The sequence below is a fragment of the Neomelitea salexigens DSM 19753 genome (assembly GCF_000422345.1).
GTDB classification, from domain to species: Bacteria; Pseudomonadota; Gammaproteobacteria; order Pseudomonadales; family Spongiibacteraceae; genus Spongiibacter; species Spongiibacter marinus_A.
The window spans coordinates 187,597-207,220 of the sequence record NZ_AULP01000002.1; the positions used below are offsets into that span (position 1 = coordinate 187,597).

General features: G+C 53.6%; 14 protein-coding genes and 1 riboswitch. Of the genes, 1 reads left to right on the forward strand and 13 read right to left on the reverse strand.

The features are described 5' to 3' along the window. Nucleotides 1-66: 66 nt before the first annotated feature. Entirely contained in the window at nt 67-984 is a 918-nt protein-coding gene (locus H573_RS0104205; protein ID WP_027873169.1) for a LysR substrate-binding domain-containing protein, read from the reverse strand. A 93-nt stretch (nt 985-1,077) separates the two neighbouring features. On the opposite strand from H573_RS0104205, the gene H573_RS0104210 reads away from it, so the two are divergent. Next, complete coding sequence (locus H573_RS0104210; RefSeq protein WP_027873170.1) at nt 1,078-1,938, forward strand: sterol desaturase family protein; 861 nt, start codon at nt 1,078-1,080, stop codon at nt 1,936-1,938. Here H573_RS0104210 and thiD read toward each other — a convergent pair. The 12 genes from thiD to H573_RS0104270 all read right to left on the reverse strand — a co-directional run bounded on the left by thiD (nt 1,935) and on the right by H573_RS0104270 (nt 19,381). Then, the gene (gene thiD / locus H573_RS0104215) at nt 1,935-3,401 is read right to left on the reverse strand and encodes a bifunctional hydroxymethylpyrimidine kinase/phosphomethylpyrimidine kinase (RefSeq protein WP_027873171.1); all 1,467 of its coding nucleotides are present in this window, start codon (nt 3,399-3,401) and stop codon (nt 1,935-1,937) included. The two genes, H573_RS0104210 and thiD, sit on opposite strands and share 4 nt — an antisense overlap. Nucleotides 3,402-3,437: 36 nt before the next feature. Then, nucleotides 3,438-4,073 carry a glutathione S-transferase family protein gene (locus H573_RS0104220; protein ID WP_027873172.1) on the reverse strand — a complete coding sequence of 212 codons (636 nt, stop codon included), beginning with the start codon at nt 4,071-4,073 and terminating at the stop codon, nt 3,438-3,440. A 100-nt stretch (nt 4,074-4,173) separates the two neighbouring features. Continuing rightward, the gene (locus tag H573_RS0104225; protein ID WP_027873173.1) at nt 4,174-4,971 is read right to left on the reverse strand and encodes a thiazole synthase; all 798 of its coding nucleotides are present in this window, start codon (nt 4,969-4,971) and stop codon (nt 4,174-4,176) included. A gap of 32 nt (nt 4,972-5,003) precedes the next feature. Beyond that, nucleotides 5,004-5,207, reverse strand: coding sequence for a sulfur carrier protein ThiS (gene thiS / locus H573_RS0104230; RefSeq protein WP_027873174.1), 204 nt, complete (start codon nt 5,205-5,207; stop codon nt 5,004-5,006). Continuing rightward, on the reverse strand, nt 5,204-6,280 hold the full coding sequence (gene thiO, locus H573_RS0104235) for a glycine oxidase ThiO (RefSeq protein ID WP_027873175.1): 1,077 nt from the start codon (nt 6,278-6,280) through the stop codon (nt 5,204-5,206). The genes thiS and thiO overlap by 4 nt, the downstream gene beginning before the upstream one ends. 6 nt (nt 6,281-6,286) lie before the next feature. Continuing rightward, complete coding sequence (thiC, locus tag H573_RS0104240; protein WP_027873176.1) at nt 6,287-8,173, reverse strand: phosphomethylpyrimidine synthase ThiC; 1,887 nt, start codon at nt 8,171-8,173, stop codon at nt 6,287-6,289. A 71-nt stretch (nt 8,174-8,244) separates the two neighbouring features. Further along, nucleotides 8,245-8,359, reverse strand: a riboswitch (TPP riboswitch). 117 nt (nt 8,360-8,476) lie between these two features. Continuing rightward, complete coding sequence (locus H573_RS0104245) at nt 8,477-8,680, reverse strand: DUF6447 family protein (RefSeq protein WP_027873177.1); 204 nt, start codon at nt 8,678-8,680, stop codon at nt 8,477-8,479. Between the two features lie 228 nt (nt 8,681-8,908). Next, nucleotides 8,909-9,514 (reverse strand): hypothetical protein, encoded by a 606-nt coding sequence (locus H573_RS0104250; RefSeq protein ID WP_154653833.1) that lies wholly within the window; start codon nt 9,512-9,514, stop codon nt 8,909-8,911. Nucleotides 9,515-9,703: 189 nt separating this feature from the next. Further along, complete coding sequence (locus H573_RS0104255) at nt 9,704-14,095, reverse strand: beta strand repeat-containing protein (protein WP_027873179.1); 4,392 nt, start codon at nt 14,093-14,095, stop codon at nt 9,704-9,706. 413 nt (nt 14,096-14,508) lie between these two features. Further along, nucleotides 14,509-15,687, reverse strand: coding sequence for a beta-barrel domain-containing protein (locus H573_RS0104260; RefSeq protein WP_036255731.1), 1,179 nt, complete (start codon nt 15,685-15,687; stop codon nt 14,509-14,511). Further along, nucleotides 15,684-17,903 (reverse strand): ATP-binding cassette domain-containing protein, encoded by a 2,220-nt coding sequence (locus H573_RS16995; RefSeq protein WP_051171005.1) that lies wholly within the window; start codon nt 17,901-17,903, stop codon nt 15,684-15,686. The genes H573_RS0104260 and H573_RS16995 overlap by 4 nt, the downstream gene beginning before the upstream one ends. Before the next feature lie 8 nt (nt 17,904-17,911). Beyond that, on the reverse strand, nt 17,912-19,381 hold the full coding sequence (locus H573_RS0104270) for a TolC family protein (RefSeq protein ID WP_161624236.1): 1,470 nt from the start codon (nt 19,379-19,381) through the stop codon (nt 17,912-17,914). Nucleotides 19,382-19,624: the final 243 nt, after the last annotated feature.

Here is a 19,624-nt window from a genome sequence, read left to right on the forward strand (position 1 = left end):
TTACTGTGTTTGGCTACGCGCATAGTAGCACCCACACAGCGCAGGTCGATACGATATCTCCACAGCTTAGCCAGCACCCGGCAATCGCTGACGCCTGAGTAACTCAATAAACCAACGGTGCCCTGCATCGCCGTTCAGGCTTAGCGGCCACATCAGCCAGACGGGTATCGGCGGCACCGGCAATGGAAAAGGCAGAACCTGAATATCGTAGGCCTCTGCGTATCGTCTGGCGAGCTCGCGGGGCATAGACGCCAGGGCATCGGTTTGCTCGACCACCGACGGCATCGCCGCGAAGTGCTGAACATGAAGGTCGACCCGACGCTCAAGCTTCTGCCCACCCAACGCCAGTTCCAGCTGGCTGCGGTAACGACTGCGCTGGCGCAGCAAAATGTGGCCCTCTGCAAAATACTGTTGCGCAGATAAACTACCAGAGATACGCGGGTGGGAACCGGCGGCAATCACTACCAGCTCTTGCTCACCCAATAGCGCCGAGCACACCTTGTCTGACTCGACACGCACAAAGTCAATCACCGCATCGTATTCCAAACGCGACAGGGCTTTGGCCACGTCCTGCTGATCCAGCACCTCATTACGTAAACTCAACCCCTGCCCCGCCCTCTGCAATAGGCGCAGCAAAGGGCCCAGCGCCGCCATTTCCATGTAGCCGTCAGCGAGTAGGCTGAACTCGCGCTCAGCCGAGGTCGGCGAAAATGCCTGCTCCACACTGAGTGCTTCAGAAATCAGCGCGAGGGCCTCTGCGACGGCCGCCTGAGCCGCCATCGCTCGCGGCGTTGGCCGCATCCCGCTGCGGGTGCGCACAAATAGCTCGTCTTTCATGGTCAGCCGCAAGCGCTGCAAGGCTGCACTGACAGCCGGCTGGCTCATACCGAGTTGCTCCGCCACCCGGGACAAGTTTTGCTCGCGCAGCAGCGCTTCAAACACCGTGAGTAAATTAAGGTCGACCGAGCGTAAATTCAGCTTCATAAATAATAGATATATAAATTATCAAATTTACAAATACCCTAAATCCCGTAATCTGTCCACATCAGCCGCATATAACAGTAATCAGGAGCTGCCATGACACTGCAACCCGCGCATTTCGTGACACTATTTATAATTGTTTTTGCCCTATGGGAATGGCTCAGTGGCCGCGCCCGCGCCGAGCGCAAAAGCAAGGAAGATTGGCAAATGGCGGGCTTGAGTGCCGCCGGCATGGTGCTTATCCAACGGCCAGCACTGCTGTTTGGCATCGCTTGGATCGCAGGCCTCATCATTCCTCAGTATCAGGGCGGCCTAAGTTGGTTGGTAAGTGATTACTTCTGGCTAACACTCATCGGCTACATTGCTTTAGAGGAACTGTTCCACGGCCTTGGACACTGGTTTGCCCACGCCCGCCGGCCCAAATCGCGCTGGCTACAACGCCTGCAAGGCCTCTACAAGATCGGCCATCGCCCGCACCATTTGTCGGGCGGTAACGACGGCAAGGGGCAATTAACGGTGACGCAGACCTTTGTCGAGCACTGGCTTTGGTGGTTCATCATGCCCAATTACTGGTTCCAGTTTTTGGCTCTATACCTGGGGCTCACAGAGGTGTTTATTATCGGCACGCTGTTCAAAGGCCTGTGGGCGGCTCACAACCACGTGAACTGGAACTATGACCTGTATTTCCTCAACCACCGCTGGGCCTGGGTGAGAAATAGTATGTACGCCCTGTGCCACATTTTCACCTTTCCGACGCAGCACCACCATCACCATGCCCGTGGCAAAAACTCAGGGAGCAACCTATGCAACCTGTTAGCGATCTACGATTGGTTGTTGTTCGGCACATTGGTGATCGAGCGCGAGAAGCCCAAGGTCTATGGCTGGCGCCAAACCCCCGAAGAGGAGCACAGCGCCTTATACCGCTACTTTTACACCGACCTTGCTAAGCTTCGCTAGTGAAGCGCCAGTAATTCGGCGACCACCGCCTCAGGGTCATCCGCCTCGGTAATCGCGGTGATCATCGCACAGCTCCCAACGCCCGTCGCCAGCACGTCGGAGGCCCGACGGCGGTCGATCCCGCCTATCGCAGTGAGGGTATAACGAGGAGACAGAATATCGACCCAGCGCCTGAGTTGGGTCAGGCCCTGGGCCCCAAAGCGCATCACCTTGCTGGTCGTCGGATAGACCGGACCAATCGCGATATAACTGGGTGACAGCGCATGCGCACGAGCGATTTCATAGTAGCTGTGCGTGCTCACGCCCAAGCGCAAGCCGGCAGCGGCGATAGCGCCGATGTCGGCAATATCCAGGTCTTCCTGACCCAGGTGTACGCCATAGGCTCCGGCGTCAATCGCCTGACGCCAGTAATCATTAATAAACACCCGCGCGCCGTATTGTTGGCCCAGTGCAACAGCACGCCGAATTTCCTCATCGAGATTGCTCTGCTCGGGGATTTTAATGCGCAACTGGATCGTTTTAACACCGGCACGTAGCAAGCGCTCCAGCCACTCACTGCTATCCACCACCGGGTACAAACCCAGTTCACCACCACAATCGGGAAACGCCTGAATCGGCGCGGCGGGCAACTGCCGACTCAAACGGGGAAAGTCCTCCAGCCGCTGAGGCCAGCCCAGGTGTACAACCGGGCCGGGGCCACCACCGAGCTGCACAGACAAACGTAGTCCCTGACTGACATAGGCCTTAGCAATGACTAAGGCATCAGCCAGTTCGTAGCCACGAGCGATCAGCGCCGCTATCGCCGACGATAGTGTACAGCCAGTGCCGTGGGTATTGAGGGTGTCGATGTTTTCACCACTCAGCCAGAAGCCACTCTCGCCATCGGTCCAATAGTCGTGACGACAGCCATCATCGGTGCTCAGGTGCCCGCCGGTTAGCAGCACAGAACGGGCGCCTAACACTACGATATCCTGGGCGGCACGCTCTACGTCAGCCGGGGAGTTAATCTCACGGTTGAGCAGGGTTTCAGCTTCGCTGATGTTCGGGGTCAGTAGGTCGGCGCGCGGCAAGATTTTTTCGATCAGCGCCTCGCTGACACCGTCCTCCATCAACTGACCGCCACTGGTAGACACCATAACGGGGTCGCAAACCACAAAGCCGCGATAGTCAGCCAGGTACTTTGCCACCATCTCAACAACATCTTCGCCGCCGAGCATCCCCAGTTTTATCGCCGCCGCTTGCAGGTCACTGTCGAGCGCATTAATTTGCGCGGCAAGCGCTCGACGCGGCGTAATGGCCACATGCCCAACAGTAAAACTATTTTGCGCCGTTAATGCAGTAACCACTGAACAGCCGTGCACGCCAAAATCGTGAAAGCTGACCAAGTCCGCCTGAATACCGGCTCCGCCACCGGAATCCGAGCCGGCAATCGTCCATGCAATGGGCTTTGAATGACTCGCCATAAGGCCTTTTTACCTCTGATTAACCGTTGGAGCTTCCTACTCTGGACGAAATATGGCTTCGGCCTTGAACCACATCGGCCGGTCGCGCAGACGCAATAGATATGCCTGAATATTGGCGTAGGGGCCAAGCACATCGCCACCCGAAGGCCCGGGAATCAGCGGCGAATCAAGCATCATTAGCGGAAAGGCCACCATAATATCGGCAGCGCTAAATTCACCGGCAATGTACTCTCTGTTCGCCAGCAACTTCTCCATGTACCCGAGTACCGTATCGAATTCACCGTGCACAAAGCTATTGTAGGCCGGGTTATCCACCCCACTCATACCGGCGATCATATTCATCAGCACTGGCGTCATCAGCGTTGACTCGGCCGCATGAAGCCAGTGCAGATACTCAATATATTCCGGTGTCCCGGCGGCCGGCCGCAGCCGACCCTCGCCATACTTGTCGAGCAAATATTCCACGATGGCGCCGGATTCCGGGATCACCATGCCATCATCTTCAATGACCGGTGCTTTCCCCATCGGGCTGACCTCCCAAAGCGACGGTGGCGAGCGGAATGTCTCTGGGTCGCGGTCATGTTTGACCAGCTGATACTCCAGACCGAGCTCCTCCGCCAACCAAATAATTCGATCTGAACGAGAGAGACCAAGATGATGGATCGTTAACATGAAGCCTTCCTATGCTGAAATGGATTGGGGCGCGAAACCCGCCTACCATTGATAATAGCAGCGCTTTGCTATCGGTACCGGCCTCGCGCCGCGGTGATGTTTATTGGTGCCAAAACGGCATACCGAGCGTCGGTGTCGACGGTGAGGCGGTTTGCCGAGCTGGCATCGCTCCTGCACGATACGCCTTGCGGCCCGCAGAGAGTGCATCGCGAAACGCCTCGGCCATAGTAACGGGCTGGCTGGCCTGGGCAACCGCGGTATTGAGCAATATGCCGTCGTATCCGAGCTCCATAGCCTGTACGGCATGGGACGGTTTACCAATGCCCGCATCCACGATCAACGGCAGCGACGGCAAGCGCTCACGAATGGTTTGTAAGTTGTAGGGGTTCATTAGCCCCCTGCCCGTACCAATTGGAGAGCCCCAGGGCATCAGCACTTCACAGCCGGCATCGCGCAGACGCTGGCAAACAACCAGGTCGTCAGTGCAATACGGGAAGACCTTAAAGCCCATCTTGCTCAATTGCTGGGCCGCTTCGATGGTGGCTATTGGATCCGGCTGCAAATTGTAGTCGTCACCAACAACTTCCAACTTCAACCAGTCCGTCTCAAAAAGCTCGCGGCTCATTTGCGCGAGCGTCACCGCCTCTTTCACGGTGTGACAGCCGGCTGTGTTCGGCAACAGGGTTTTACCAAGGCTTTTAATTTGCTGCCAAAATGCCTCTCCACCGCCATGTTCAGGCGACTGACGGCGCAGACCGACGGTAATAATTTCGGCGCCCGAGGCCAAAATAGCCTCGCACATCACCTGCGGTGACGGATACAGCGCACTCCCTATCAACAGGCGACTGGTAAACGACTTACCGTAGAGGCTCCACGAGTCCTGCCGATCTACAGACATGCTTTATTCCTCAATTTTCGAGCAAACGAGTGCTAGCCACCTTGCACGGGTGCCAGTACGTCTAGCTGATCGCCATCACACAGGCGGTGCTCGCCATAGCGTGAACGCGGCACAAAATCACCGTTTACGGCAACCGCAACCTTGCCACTTTCAAAGCCCCACTCTGCAAGCAGCGCCGCCAGGGACTTCTGCTTGTCGCACTGCTTCTGCTGATTGTTCACACTGACGGCGATCATGACACTTGGACCCGTTCACACATACCTTGATCAAACTTTTCCAATGCCTGCTCCACGACATGAGGACTGAGCAGGTAGCCGTGGCGATAGAGGCCGTTCACTACCAAACGGCCCGGCTCAGCCATAACCACCGGTAGATTGTTTGGCATCGCCGGCCGGCAATGCGACCAGGCATGCTCTACCTCCGCTTCCGCAAAACCACTGTGCAAGCTGTACAGCGCCGACAGCAACTCCAAATGGCTGCGCACTGTCACCGGCGCCATCGACTCGCTCTCGATCTCCGTGGCACCAATCACATAGCGATTGTCCGGCCGCGGCGCGATGTAGAGCTTGTAGCGCGGGTGCATCAAGCGCACTGGACGCTGTAAGTTCACCTCTGGTGCACGCAGCCACAATACCTCACCGCGCACGCCCCGCAGCCCCGCCAACTGCCCCTTGGCACCAATCCCGCGGCAATCGACAACGCAATCAAAATCTTGCCAGCGGCCCTGCGCATACAGACGCCCCGGCTCAATATCAGTAACGTCGACGTGCTCGTGCCACTGGCCTGACAGTTTGGCGATGGCGTGATCGAGAGCACGAAGTAGCGCGCTATTATCGAGGTAGCCCTCGTGGGGCAGAAACAAACCGTTGCGATAACGACCCGCTAACTCCGGCTCAAGTTCCGCGAGGCGCGCCGCAGTAAGTTGCTCAACATCGGCCAAATTATCGGGCACTACCGCCTGCAACTGCTGGAGAAAGTGCGCCAGGGTGGACTGATCCAGTTCGTGCGCAACAACCACACTGCCATCAACGCGGCATGTGATATTCACGCCGGTTGCTTCGCTCAGCTCAGCAATGTGCTGTGGCCACCACGCGAGAGCGCGCAAGCCCCAGTCGAAAACCTGACGCTCGGCGCTCGCCACTTCCGTGTACGGCGCCAGCATCGACGCGGCGATGCGCGCCGCGCTCTGCTCGGCAGCGCGACTGCCGCGCTCAAAGATGCAGAGCCGGTGCCCACGCTGCAGCAATTTCCAAGCGAGCAAGCGCCCGAGCAAACCGCCACCAACAACGGCAATAGACATTGCGCTCATGCGCGCCTACACCTTGTGGTAGATTTCACTGCCCTGCTCTTTAAACTCGGCAGATTTTTTCGCCATCTCCTGCTCGATATCGCCTGACTCCAGTTTTGCAGCGTAATCACGCACATCTTGGGTGATTTTCATCGAACAGAACTTTGGCCCACACATTGAGCAGAAGTGAGCGACTTTCGCAGACTCCTTGGGCAGGGTTTCATCGTGAAACTCCCTCGCGGTGTCCGGGTCGAGCCCCAGGTTGAATTGGTCCTCCCAGCGGAATTCAAAGCGCGCTTTACTCAAGGCGTTATCACGCAATTGTGCGCCGGGATGCCCTTTCGCTAAGTCGGCCGCATGCGCCGCGATTTTGTAGGTAATGATGCCGGTTTTTACATCGTCCTTATTGGGCAAGCCCAAGTGCTCTTTCGGAGTGACGTAACACAGCATGGCGCAGCCATACCAGCCGATCTGCGCAGCGCCAATGCCCGAGGTAATGTGATCGTAGCCCGGCGCGATATCGGTAGTGAGCGGGCCCAGCGTATAGAACGGCGCCTCGTCACAATGCTTTAGCTGCTCGTCCATATTCTCTTTGATCATCTGCATCGGCACATGACCGGGGCCTTCAATCATCACCTGAACATCGTGCTTCCACGCCTTTTTGGTCAACTCGCCCAAGGTACGCAGTTCACCAAACTGTGCCTCGTCATTGGCGTCGGCAACCGAGCCGGGGCGAAGCCCATCACCCAGCGAAAACGACACATCGTAGGCCTTCATGATTTCGCAGATGTCGTCAAAGTGGGTGTAAAGGAAGTTTTCTTTGTGATGGGCCAAACACCACTTCGCCATGATCGAACCACCGCGCGACACAATACCGGTTACGCGCTTCGCCGTTAGCGGTACATAACGCAGCAGCACGCCCGCGTGGATCGTAAAGTAATCCACGCCCTGCTCTGCCTGCTCGATCAGCGTATCGCGGAAGACCTCCCAAGAGAGGTCCTCGGCGATGCCGTCGACTTTTTCCAGCGCCTGGTAAATCGGCACAGTACCCACCGGCACAGGCGAATTGCGCACAATCCACTCGCGGGTCTCATGAATATTCTTGCCCGTCGACAAGTCCATCATGGTGTCGGCCCCCCAGCGAATGCCCCAAGTGAGTTTGGCAACCTCTTCCTCAATGGACGAACCCAGTGCGGAATTGCCGATATTGCCATTCACCTTTACCAGGAAGTTACGGCCGATAATCATCGGCTCCAGTTCAGGGTGGTTAATATTAGCCGGAATAATGGCGCGACCGCGAGCAACCTCGTCGCGAACAAACTCCGGGGTAATTTCTTTGGGAATGCTCGCCCCAAAGGATTGCCCCGGATGCTGCACCGCCAGCTCTCCCGACTCACGCGCCTGCGCCAGTGCCATATTTTCTCGTATGGCGATGTATTCCATCTCTGGTGTGATGATGCCGCGCTTAGCGTAATGCATTTGGCTAACGTTCTGACCCGCTTTCGCGCGACGCGGGCGGCGCTTTAGGTCAAACCGCAGCTGTTCAAGGCTCAAATCAGCGGCGCGTTGACGGGTATATTCAGAGCTATCACTACTCAGCAGCTCGGTGTCGTCGCGGTCTACAATCCACTGCTCGCGAATTGGCGCTAAACCCTTGCGAATATCAATGCTCGCCGCGGGATCAGTGTATGGACCAGAGGTATCATAAACCCGCACCGGCGCATTGGGCTCCAAGCGAGTGGAACCGTCAGGGTCTTGCACAGGCGTCGCCGTCAACTTGATTTCCCGCATCGGGACCTGGAGGTCAGAACGACTCCCTTCAACATAAATCTTTGACGAACCCGGCAGTGGCTCAACGGCAGCGGCATCGACTTGCGCAGTTTCACGCAGCAACGGATATTCAGATGAACTCATTATTCCCCCCGCGCACGTAGGCGCTCAGTGTTGTAAACACAGGGAGCAGATCGTCAGTAGAGACGGAATATGACTGAGGCGACCTTGTTCCCTACGCTGGCATTATCCAGATCAGGTGCAACGGGACTCGCTACGCGATCTCAGCCCTGGCCAATTTGGCCGTGACGGGCGCCCCGACAAGAGTTTGTCAGTGTAGGGTGGGGGCAAAGCAATGGCAAGAGGCAAGCGGCTTGGCGCCTCACCAACAACGAGCCATAAAAAAAAGCCGCTACAGCGGCTTTTTTACTCGGCTTACACAAGCGATTATTGATTCACTTTTGGCAGGGCTTCTGACAATGCGCGAGCATAGGCATTGCGGGCTGTTTGCAGTACTGCCAAATCCTGTTGAGTTGTCGCGATCTTTTGATCGGCTACTCGCACATTCATAAGCTGATTTTTGGCTTCACTACTCAGTGATTCCAAGTCGTATTCTTTTCCATCAATAGTAATGGTTTGAGCTTGCGTCATGATTAAAATTCCTTTTTTACTGTTTACAATCCATTGTTACCTTCCAAGCACCTCATTAGTCGTATTTAAAAAAACCATTGAGACACATTCCAGCACATTTAAACGCGCTTCCAAGTAAACTGCCGCTTATTAATTTATAGCAAAGCGCTAATACTTTGACGCAACAAATTTACCAGCTTTAAGGCATTGCCTCAAACAGAATTCATATAACCTTTCCGAGTACATCACTTAGTCACTTGAGGAAGAGAATAACTGATCGCGGTAGTTCGCGACCCTGGCTGCCGTTCGCTGCCTGTCCTCAGAATCTTGCTCCTGCATACTCCTGCGCAACTGGTCGGCAAGCAAAAGGTTTTCTGGGTGTTCGGCTATACGCGCCTCAACGGCCTGACTCCGCTGTTCATGCCTTATCCATAACGCACACATTTCCTCACGCTGCTTTTGAGCAATTAAGTCGCTAGCCGTCGGGGTATTCTTCTCAATATTTGAGCTATCATTTTTCTCATAACTAACATCCATTTGCGAACGACTGTGCGCGAGATTCAATATTTTTTCTCGCACAAAAATCTCCTTTTCGGCTGCAAGCTTTCTCTCAACCGCTCCTATATAGTTCAAATTTTCTTCTGAATCTATGCGGCTTAACTTTCCCGCCAATTCGCTTTCGAGTGACGTTTTTTCAGCTTGATACAAACTACCAATCGACTGGGCATCGTCACCGCTCCGTAAGCGCTCTACATACGCCCCAAATAATTGATGGAAATAGCTTTCATCCCCGCCATTAACCGTCTTATTCGAGGCTATAACGCCCGATACGGGCTCCGTCATAATTGGCTTCACATTGAGCCCTCCAGACAACTTATCCAGACTTTCCCTCAGCAAAAAACACGCCAATAAAAATATACTTAATATATCAATAATTTATTTTATAGCGGAACACCAAAACGAAGGATAGCGGCAAAAAAAACCCGGCTTGCGCCGGGTTACCAACTCAGAGTAATTCCGCTTTCGCGGAAAACTTAAGTACGATTAAGCGATTTCGATCCAGCCTGCACCAGAGTCAGCACCGCTTTCCAAGCCAACCAGGGCCGCCGTACCAGGCATTCCTACCAGCTCTACAACAGTGTCGTTCCCGCCATCCTGGAAAACAAAGACACTGTCTTTCTCATCCAGAATATTGTTGCCATCGGCATCATAGGTAAAGGCGACAGTGCTACCAGTGTTATTTAGGTTAGCCGCTAAGTAGCCCAGTGCATCCTGAAGACTGATGTCTCCCGCTCCAGTTCCCACATCCTTGGCATTGCCATTGAGATCGCTAAAATTCGCCACTCCATTCACAATATTGACTGAACCTGCTCCACCAACATTCGTGTCAGGATTAGCTACATTCGCGTTAGTTGCGACAATTGTGCTGGCCAAATCGAGAACATCCTCACCTACAGCACCCAATGCATTAAAGCCAAACACCTGGTCCATGGCAGCAGCCGTTGATTCACCATCTGCAATTACTACAGTGTCTGAAGCACCGTCTACCACTTTAGAGTTTTGCATCGCAAACTTGTCAGCGCCAGCACCACCATTGAAGGTATCCGCGCCCATTCCGCCAATGGCTGCATCATTACCCGCACCACCCCGGAAGTCGAGAGTACCTAATGCGCCAACCATGATGGCAACATCGTTGCCGTCACCACCGTCCACAGTCTGATTACTGCCATCGTTCCGGATGTACAAATCAGAGTTCGCAGTTGGCGCGGCAGCATTGCCATCTTTATCAAGGTCATTCACAAATGCACGGCGACCATCGAGAACGGCGGAGTCGGTATTTAGACTATCGCCAGTCCAGCTAAGCGTTAGCGTAGAGCCAGCGCCTACAGCCAACATTTGGTCGACATCCCCCAGACCGAATCCCTGACCATCAACGTCGATCTGAACTGATGTGATACCACCACCATCGAGCGATACGGTATTGGTTGCCGTGGTCGCGGCGTTACCTGAGTCAAAGTTATCTTGAACAGTATCAATACCCGTACCTACGCTGTAGGTATCGTTACCAAACAGGCCTTGCACCAGGTCATTACCTGCACCGGAGAAGATAACGTTATCTCCGCGCCCACCCTGGATAGTGTCCCAGCCAGAGCCAGTCGTAATGGTGTCATTTTGCGCCGAACCAGTGATAACGTTGTTACCGTTGCCGCCGTCGATTTTAATACCCTTACCAGCGGAAGTTGCTGCACTGAACACATCATTACCGCGGCCCAACGTAACATTGGCTCCATCGCCCAGCGCAATCGCATCTGCAGTAAAGTTACCTTGCACTGAAGTAGCGTCCAGGCTCTTAAGAGTGTTGTTCAAAGCACCACCTGAGATGGTCTTAAGATCAACATTTCCTTGAGCTGAAACCGTCAGAGCAGACAGGTTTTTACCATAGATGTTGTTGATGATCGTTTGTGCATTAGGCGCGCCTGCGGTGCGGTCTTCATCAGCTACGGTAACATTCATGGTTTTAACGCCATGTGCCGTCAGCTGACCTAGCTCGTACATGGTCGCACCAAAAATGACATCATCAAGCTGTGAATTAATGTTAACGGCTAGAGTGTCTCCCGTGTTGTTCGCAAGGGTTACGCCGTTGAACACTGCCTGGGTTGACTCATCGTTAATCCACCCCTTGTATGCAGCATCACCGGCAACGGTGCTGCCAATGCCTGTCCAGGTTGGACTAGCAAGGCGAGCTGCCGCTTCAGCCTGGGAGCGATTAGCCGCAGTGTTGTCATTATCAACGTCCAAATCGGCCGAGAAGTTTAGCTCGCTCAAGGTCGTATCCGTTAGGGTGATAACGTCTTTAGTTTCTGGTGTTACCACAAACGGTTCTGCTGCATTGTCGGCTTTTTGGGCTGTAATATTGTTATTACCAGTCCTATCCGTGGCGTTTGAGCCCATGATGACGAGGTTGTCTACGTCAGCATTGGCCATTCCCAAGCTAATTTTTTCAGAGGCAACAATATGCAGGTTCTCGATGTCGACAAGGTCCAAATTCGCATCTTTGCTGAATGCTGCCCGAACAGTATCCACACCACCTTGGTCGCTAATTTTATCTGCAGAGTTAAAGCCATCAACCGTTGCGAACGTCAGGATATCGTCACCGCTACCCAAGCGAATATCTTGGTTAGCGTTACCTACGGTCAAACGCAGATCACTTGCCTGAGCAGAGCCGTCTACCACGTTGCTAATCAGCGTTTGAGAGACGGTAAATTCATCACCAGCCTCACCACCACTCAACGTTAGCGTTCCAGTATGCTCAGCAGAGTTAATTAAATCGACGGTGTTAGATTCGATGTCATTATCGATAATAGTGATATTTTCAACACGACCATCATCTTTGATGGTGTTGCCATCACCATTATCACCATCTACATCCAAGCGGAAGTTGAAGAAGTTATTACCACGGGCGTCTGGATTCGGGTTATTGCGATCATCTTCAATAGTGATTGCAAACGTGTCACTACCTGTTGATGCATCCTTCAACTGAACATCAACCAGAGGGTTGCTGGTACCGGTAATACCGTGATTCAGCTGAACACCATTTTGAGCCAGCGTAGATCCCAGATCACGCAGGTTAAACATGGCCGACCCAGCCTGTTCACCTCTCATCAATACACTAGTGAGGGACGAATCAAAGGCATCGAAATCCACCGTCTGTGCGCCGCTTTGCTGACGCAGTTCCAGGCTTTGAATATTGCTAATTGCCGCATCATTCTCTACGCCTGCAGTGGTTACCAAACTGTTATTACCAGCGCCACCATCTAAAACATCACGGTTAGTCGGCGATGTGTCAGTCACAGTTTCCGAGGTCCAAAAGACGTCGTTTCCAGCACCACCTTGGATATTCGTGTGAACCATCGCACCCGAGTTTGATGGGTCAGCGTGCCCACCAAGCGCAGAGCTAATATCAATTTCCATATCACCCGTAAAGGCTGATGCATCAAGGCTCAAAAGCCCAACAGCGGAAGGATTATTGATAGCGCCAGTGTTGAACCGGTTTGCTTCAAATACGCCGCTTGGACTCGGAATCTCAGTGAGGTTAACGATTTTCAAGCTATCGCTACCAGTAATAACTAGTGACTCCATTTCGTTAACTGAGAAGGCATCTAAGTCGACGCCGTTTACCGCGTTAAGGTTGACCGTTTCAAAGCCTTCTGTGGCAGCACCCGTTCCGCGGCCAGATTGCCCAACCATTTGAGCGAGCACGTCATCCAATTCGATATCAAGTGTATCGTTACCCGTCAGCACGCCTTGCTTATAGACGAAAGAAACGTTGACATCATCTGAGGCTGTGTTCGATACACGTAGATCAGCCACAGGAGTACTGATATTATCTACCGTAACCGCACCAGCATCTTGTGTAACGCGCTCAACATTAACCTTTTCGGTCGAGTCCGCATTACGCAGATCTAGAGTTGTGGTGCTGCCAGTCCAATCGATATTAATATTTTGGATATTGATCAGCTTAGGGGTAACAACCCACGAGGTTTGTTCATCGCCATTCTGGTGCCCCATTGTAACGTTCAAGGTATTGTCGGTTTTACCGGCAGTACCTGTGAGCACGTCTTCATCTTGCAGAGACAGAATACGGTCAGAGCCATCTGGAGTGAATACCATCGGGGCATCGAAAACGTCAGCAGTAGCAACATCAGTGCCACTGGTCAGCTGATACGCGCCTGGCGTGCCGCCATTACCCGCTGGGTCAACGGTGATATTTACCGTTTGAGTAATGCTGGTTTTACCGTCTGAAATCACCACATCGAAGCTGTCGGTGCCGCTGAAGCCAGCATCGGGGGTGTAGGTGAATTGGTTGCTGCCGTTTACAGCTAATTGACCGTTTGCGGGCTGAGTGGGCGAGTAAGTCAGTGAATCGCCGTCTGCGTCGGTTGCGTTGATGGAGATAACGGTTGAGTCACCTTCGTCAACACTTACAGCCTGGCTGGCCGCCGCTTCTGGAGCACGGTTTGCAGGTGTGCTGGGCGATTTGCTACCGCCGTTGTCGTCGTCATCGTCGTCTGAGGCTGCAACAATGGCCGCCGCACCGAGAACACCAGCACCGATCCACACGCCAGTCGGCACTGAGCCGCCGGACGAACCACCGGTTGATGCGCCGCCAGATGACTGCGCGTTGGTGTCAGCCAGAACCATTGCCGCAACGCCATTGTCGGCAGCAGCAACTTCTACGGCTTCAGTTTGAATTGCGCCTTCGCTAAGCGCCACTTCCTCTTCCAGCTTCTTCTCATCGTCGAAGAGGCCTTCTACAGGTGCGGTTTCTAGTTCGGCTTGGGGGGCTACAGCAGCCGCCAATTCGGCAGACAATGTGTCGACAGCAGTCGTATCCACATCCACTGTAATTTGCTCACGCGTTCCTTGCTTTTTCATTTGTATCTCCCTGGGTACGAGTACTATCCGACATCCGCCGGAATCTCTACAGCAACTGATTTTGCAATCAGTATCCTGGTCAATAGCAAGCTATCCTGCCTGCCGTGTTACGCGCTGTACTCAATCCTTGAAACAGACTTGCGTAACGTCGGTATGTACGAGTACCGACTTGACATAAACTTTTTCGAGTTTGAAAGGTACGTCAGCGCTGTCAACACGTCAATACCCTATAAAGCTGCTCGAAAGATTTTATCTTTAATTAAATCCTTTCGCTTTCCAGTTTGTTACAGCGCACTTTAATGATGCACTATTAACAATCTTATTTAATATTTAAAGCGACACCACACTTTATTTTTCGAGTTTTTATAGCATAGTACAATGCCATAAAAACGCTACAAGATAATAAAACTTTTTTAGCGCTCGGTTAACGCTTCAGCACTGCCGCGGCGCAAGGGCTTAAGAATATACTGCGCAACCGTTCTATGGCCGGTAATAATCTCCGCCGTTGCTGTCATACCTGGTATCACCTCTATTGGTTCTATTCCCTTTCTTTCAGGTAACTGGGTGATCTTTACTTGCGCCCGGTAGTAAGGGTCTTCATTTTGACGCAGATCTTCATCAATCGTGTCAGGGCTCACATACACCACTTCACCTTCCAGCGCGCCATAAATGCTTGAATCGTAAGCATCTAACTTCACATTCGCTCTGAGCCCCGGTCTGACAAAGGCTACGTCTTTTGAATAAATTCGCGCTTCTATTAGTAAGGGTTCATCTGAGGGCACAATTTGTAATAGCTCATCGCCCGCTTTAAGCACCGCTCCCATCGTGGTAATGCGGATATTTTTAATACTGCCCGACATCGGCGCACGAATAATGGTTGCCGCCAACGCCTCTTGGCGCTGCTTGTAGATTTGCAAGGTTTGTTCCAATTCCGCCTGGGTGCTCGCCAGTTCTTTTTGCGCGTCGCGGCGATATTCATTTTGCCTGTTAGTAAGCTCAGCGGTGAGCTCAACCACTTGGCGTCGCGCCGATAACACTTCTGACTGAGAGGCATCACCCGTGCGCGCCAACTGTTGCAAAGCGCTTAGCTCTTCCTGTGCAAGTCGCAGTGATTTTTTGACGCTGTTTCGCTCTTCGCGCTGCTGACGGAGGCGTCGCGTGTGCAGGTTCTTTTGTCGTTCGGCGAGGTCGCTTTCCCTTGCTACGGCATCACTAAATTTCAGCGGCGTGCCGTTGAGCTCAGCGCGTAAGCGTTCCACGTTTGCCGTTAGATCCAGCACTTTGGAGCGGGTCTCAGCGGCATTGGCGGCAAAACGGGTGCGGTCCAGCTCCGCCAGAACGTCACCAGCATTGACCAGCTCACCCTCTTTCACATTCAAACTTTGCAGAACACCACCGTCCACTACCTGGACGATTTGCGAACGACTAGAAACGATCACCTCGCCACTGGCCCTTACCTGCTCATCCAGTACTGCCCAGTTCGCCCACGCGACACTGGCCACAACGGTCAGCCCCATTACCCATAGCATTCTGCCGGCCGCGCCAATATTGATGGGACGAGAGCGTGAGAATAAGTCCTCTGCGGATATCATTGTCCACCCCCTACATTTACAACACCCGGGCCGTTTTGGCTGCCAGCTTTTTGAGCTTGGTTTTGCACAGCGGGTGCCGATGCATCCGCAAGCATTTCTTTGACGATTTCGCCGTTGTGAATGATGAATCCGCGATCCGCTAAACTCACCCAGGATTGCTTGTGAGTTGTAAAGATAACCGTGGTGTCACGGGGCAACCCCTGGATAATATCGATAACTTTTTGCTCCAGTACCGAGTCCAGGCTGGCCGCAGGCTCATCAAGCAACCAGACTTTGGGATTTTGAAGTACCAGCCGCGTTAGCCCGACAGCTTGTCGCTGTCCGCCCGACATTCCAGCCCCGCCTTCAGTGATTGGAAGCTGCAGGCCCAACGGGTGGCGCTGCACAGCATCGAGAAGGCCTGTTTTTTCAAGTGCGGCGACGATCTCATCTTCGCTGGGCATACTCATCCCCAGGGTGAGGTTGTCGAGCAAGGTCCCGGAAATCAATTTCGGCTCTTGGGGAAGGTATCCAATGACTTCACGCAACCAACTCTGCCGACAATGCTCGTAGTCGAGACCGGCGATACGGATCTCACCTTGATTTGGCGTGGCAATACCTGCAAACAATTTCAACAACGTCGATTTTCCGCAGCCATTGCGACCCAACACGGCCACTTTACTGCCTGCATCAATGCGTAGCGCTTCAGCACTGAACTGCGGTAGCTGCGACCCCGTGTAGGCATACTTCACATCAACCAGTTCGAGGTCCAACGGCAGAGCATGGGTATTCGCTTCGCGCTTGGCATCCAGGTCACTCGGGCAGGACAGCACCTGATCCAGCACTTGCAGGGAATACTTGGCATGGTGCCAACGCACCAGCAGGGCGGATATACCAGAGATACTTGCCAGCGCCCGTCCGCCCAAAATTGAGCAGGCGATTAAACCGCCCATAGTGAGTTCGCCAGTCTCAATGACATAGACACCGGTAATAATAATGGCCACGTAAGAGAGCTGTTGAAAGAACGCCGTGACAATCTGCACCACGGACGACACGTAATTGAGCTCTTCACCGCGGTCGCACGTTTCCCTTGTCGCGTTAATCCAGGCGTCACTAAATTTTGCCTCTCCACCCTGGGATTTTATTACTTCACCGCTGGATACCGCCTCATAGAGCATTCCCTGGCGGCGCACGACTGCGTCATTATTTTCTTGTTGAATGCGCGCCAGTGGCTTGTAAGCCACCAGACCAATTAGCGTGCTTAACAACACAAATACCAACGGCACCAGAGCAACCGGGCCGGCTATCATATAAATCGCCGCCACAAACAAACCAACGAAAGGCAGGTCAACCAATGAGAACACCGTGGACGAGGTAAAGAATTGCTTCACCGATTCATAGTCCCTGACCTGTGCGACAAGTGAGCCCTGACGACTCGGGCGTCGATCTAACTTTAGGCCCAGCAAGCGCTCAAATATGTAGAGCGACAGTGCCTCGTCCAGGCGCTTGCCGGTCGCGTCCATAATTTTTAGGCGCACCAGCTTAAAAATAACGTCAAACACATAGGCCACGCCCATACCAATTGCCAAAAACCACAGCGTGGCATAGGCAAAATTAGGAACAACTCGGTCGTATACCTGCATTGCAAACAGCGATGACATGACGGCAATAAGATTGATAAACACCGATACCAACGCGACCTTACCGAGCAGCGGCGCATGCGCCTTTATCGCAACATGAATCGCCTCAGTCGCCTTACCGCGAGGCTCGCTTTCGATAAAGCTTTCATCCTCCTCTGCAGCAAGGGGCGCTACGGGAACCAATACCTCTGGGTTAGCCGGCAAACTGACGGGTTCTGCGCCCAACCATTTAACCACCATCGGCGACTCACTACTCGCCAGCTTGAGCACAACACCTATGCTATTCGCCGTAACCAGCCACGCCGGTAACTGGCCGGGCGACAATAAACCAGCCGTGCTGCTGGCGACGGCATGCCCCTTGAATAGCGACTTCCATGCGGCAATCAAGCGGTCGCGGCTGGTATTTGCCGTGACCTGCCCCCAGGCCTGCTCGGCTTCGTGCTTGGAGGCGTGCAAACCTCTGCGCCTTGCCATGTCCATTAGCGCTTTAGCAGCTAAGGGCATTGAAATATCCTGCTCATCGCTTGCCAACTCAGCGGGCTTAGGCCTTGCTTGCACTTCAACTTCAGCGGTGGATTCGGCGAGATTACTAGACATACTTTGACCTACTGCTCCTGGAGCGCTAATTCAATAGCCGGTGCTCCGGCATCTAATCGAGACCACATCATTCCGTGAAGGGCCAAACGCGTATTCGCCGACCAATAGCTCTTTTTAATTGCAGAAATTTGCAGCAAGGCTTCGTGCGCCTCGCGGTGAGCGTTCAATACTTCTAACCACGCCTTTCTGCCCACTTTAAACTGCCTTAAAAAGCTATCGACTAAGTTCACCGCCGCGCGCGCCGCTTCCACTTGCGCGTAAAACTGCTCTTGCGAGGCATTGCGTTCGGAATACGCGCTGCTGACGATGTCGGTGACATCGCGTTTGGAATAAACCAGGTCTTGCTCTGCGCCATGCAAACGCTGAAGAATTGCCCGGTAACTGTTATACCCCTTGAGGCCGCTGTCGCTGGAAAACTGCAGCACCAATTGCGTTGATGAGTCCGGCGTGAAATCCCCAGCAGATTGGTCGAGCTGCGTGCTGTACTGCAAGCTCAACTGCGGATACACCGCCGACTTAGCCACCTTTACCCGCGCTTTTTGCAGAGCAATTTCGGCGCCTGCGAGTTGTGGTGCGGGGTGGTACTTGATTGCCCGATCATCAAGTATTTTGAACATTTCTTCATGGGACAGACGATAACGCTCAGCGGGCCAGCGCACCTCTCGCACAGAACGATGCAACAAAGACTCTAAGTGAAGGCGACTGCGCAGCAATACCGATTTACTGGCCTGTAAGCCAGCCCGCGCCTGACTCAGCCGAGTCTGGGCGGTTTGAATATCAGCCTCCGGAGACACCCCTAACGACGCACGACGACTAATCGTATCGAGCAAGGCCTGAAGATTATTGATATAGCGCGCCCACAGTTGGCCCTGCTCTTTCGCCAGCACAACATTCAGGTAGGCCTCACTGGTGTCTAAGGCCAAGTCCAGGCGTGTTTGATTCAGTTCGGCCAAAGCGCGATATTGTCCCGCTTCGGCCTCTTTTAGCTCTGCGGAGGTGCGCCCGCCCATCCACAACGGCTGGATAATATTGACCGTTGTGGCAGAGGCGTCGTTACTTGCCTGGCGAGCCGTGACCGACATATAAGGGTAAAAACCGCTGCGCGCCCCCGAAATTTCAAAGCCCGTGGCCTCAACCTCGGCCAGCGCCCGCACCACATTTGGGTGCTCACTCCACACGCTGGCTAACACCTGACCCAGGCTGAGCGCATCGGGCTTATCAGCGTCTTCGGAATACAGCTGAACACCAACACTCACCTCGCCGTTGGGCTCCATGGGTGCGAAAGCATAGGAATTGAGAACCACGTCTTGATCATTCGACGGCGGGGCCATTGAGCGAAGCATAACTTCCGAATAAAGCACGCCCCGTTGATTTTTCTCCGGCAAGTTCGCCGATGATTCAGTGGTCGTCGAGCAGCCAGCGACCGACACGGCCACCAAGCCGCTAACCAGCATCATCCCCTTTCGGATAGCGACCATGGGCCGCGGAGTCATTCGATTTTTTGTTATCTGGGGCATACCACCAACTTAACCATTCCATGGGTTGGTGACACAGGGAGAAATAGACGGTGACAATCACGAGTGGATTCTCACGCTTTGCACACTATCCCTGTGCACCTTCGCGCCCACTGACATCCTCGTCAGCGCCCCAGCCTGGGGGATCGGCACGAATTTCCGCTTTAACAAAGAGTGATTGTTTTACAACCACCCAAAAAACGATCC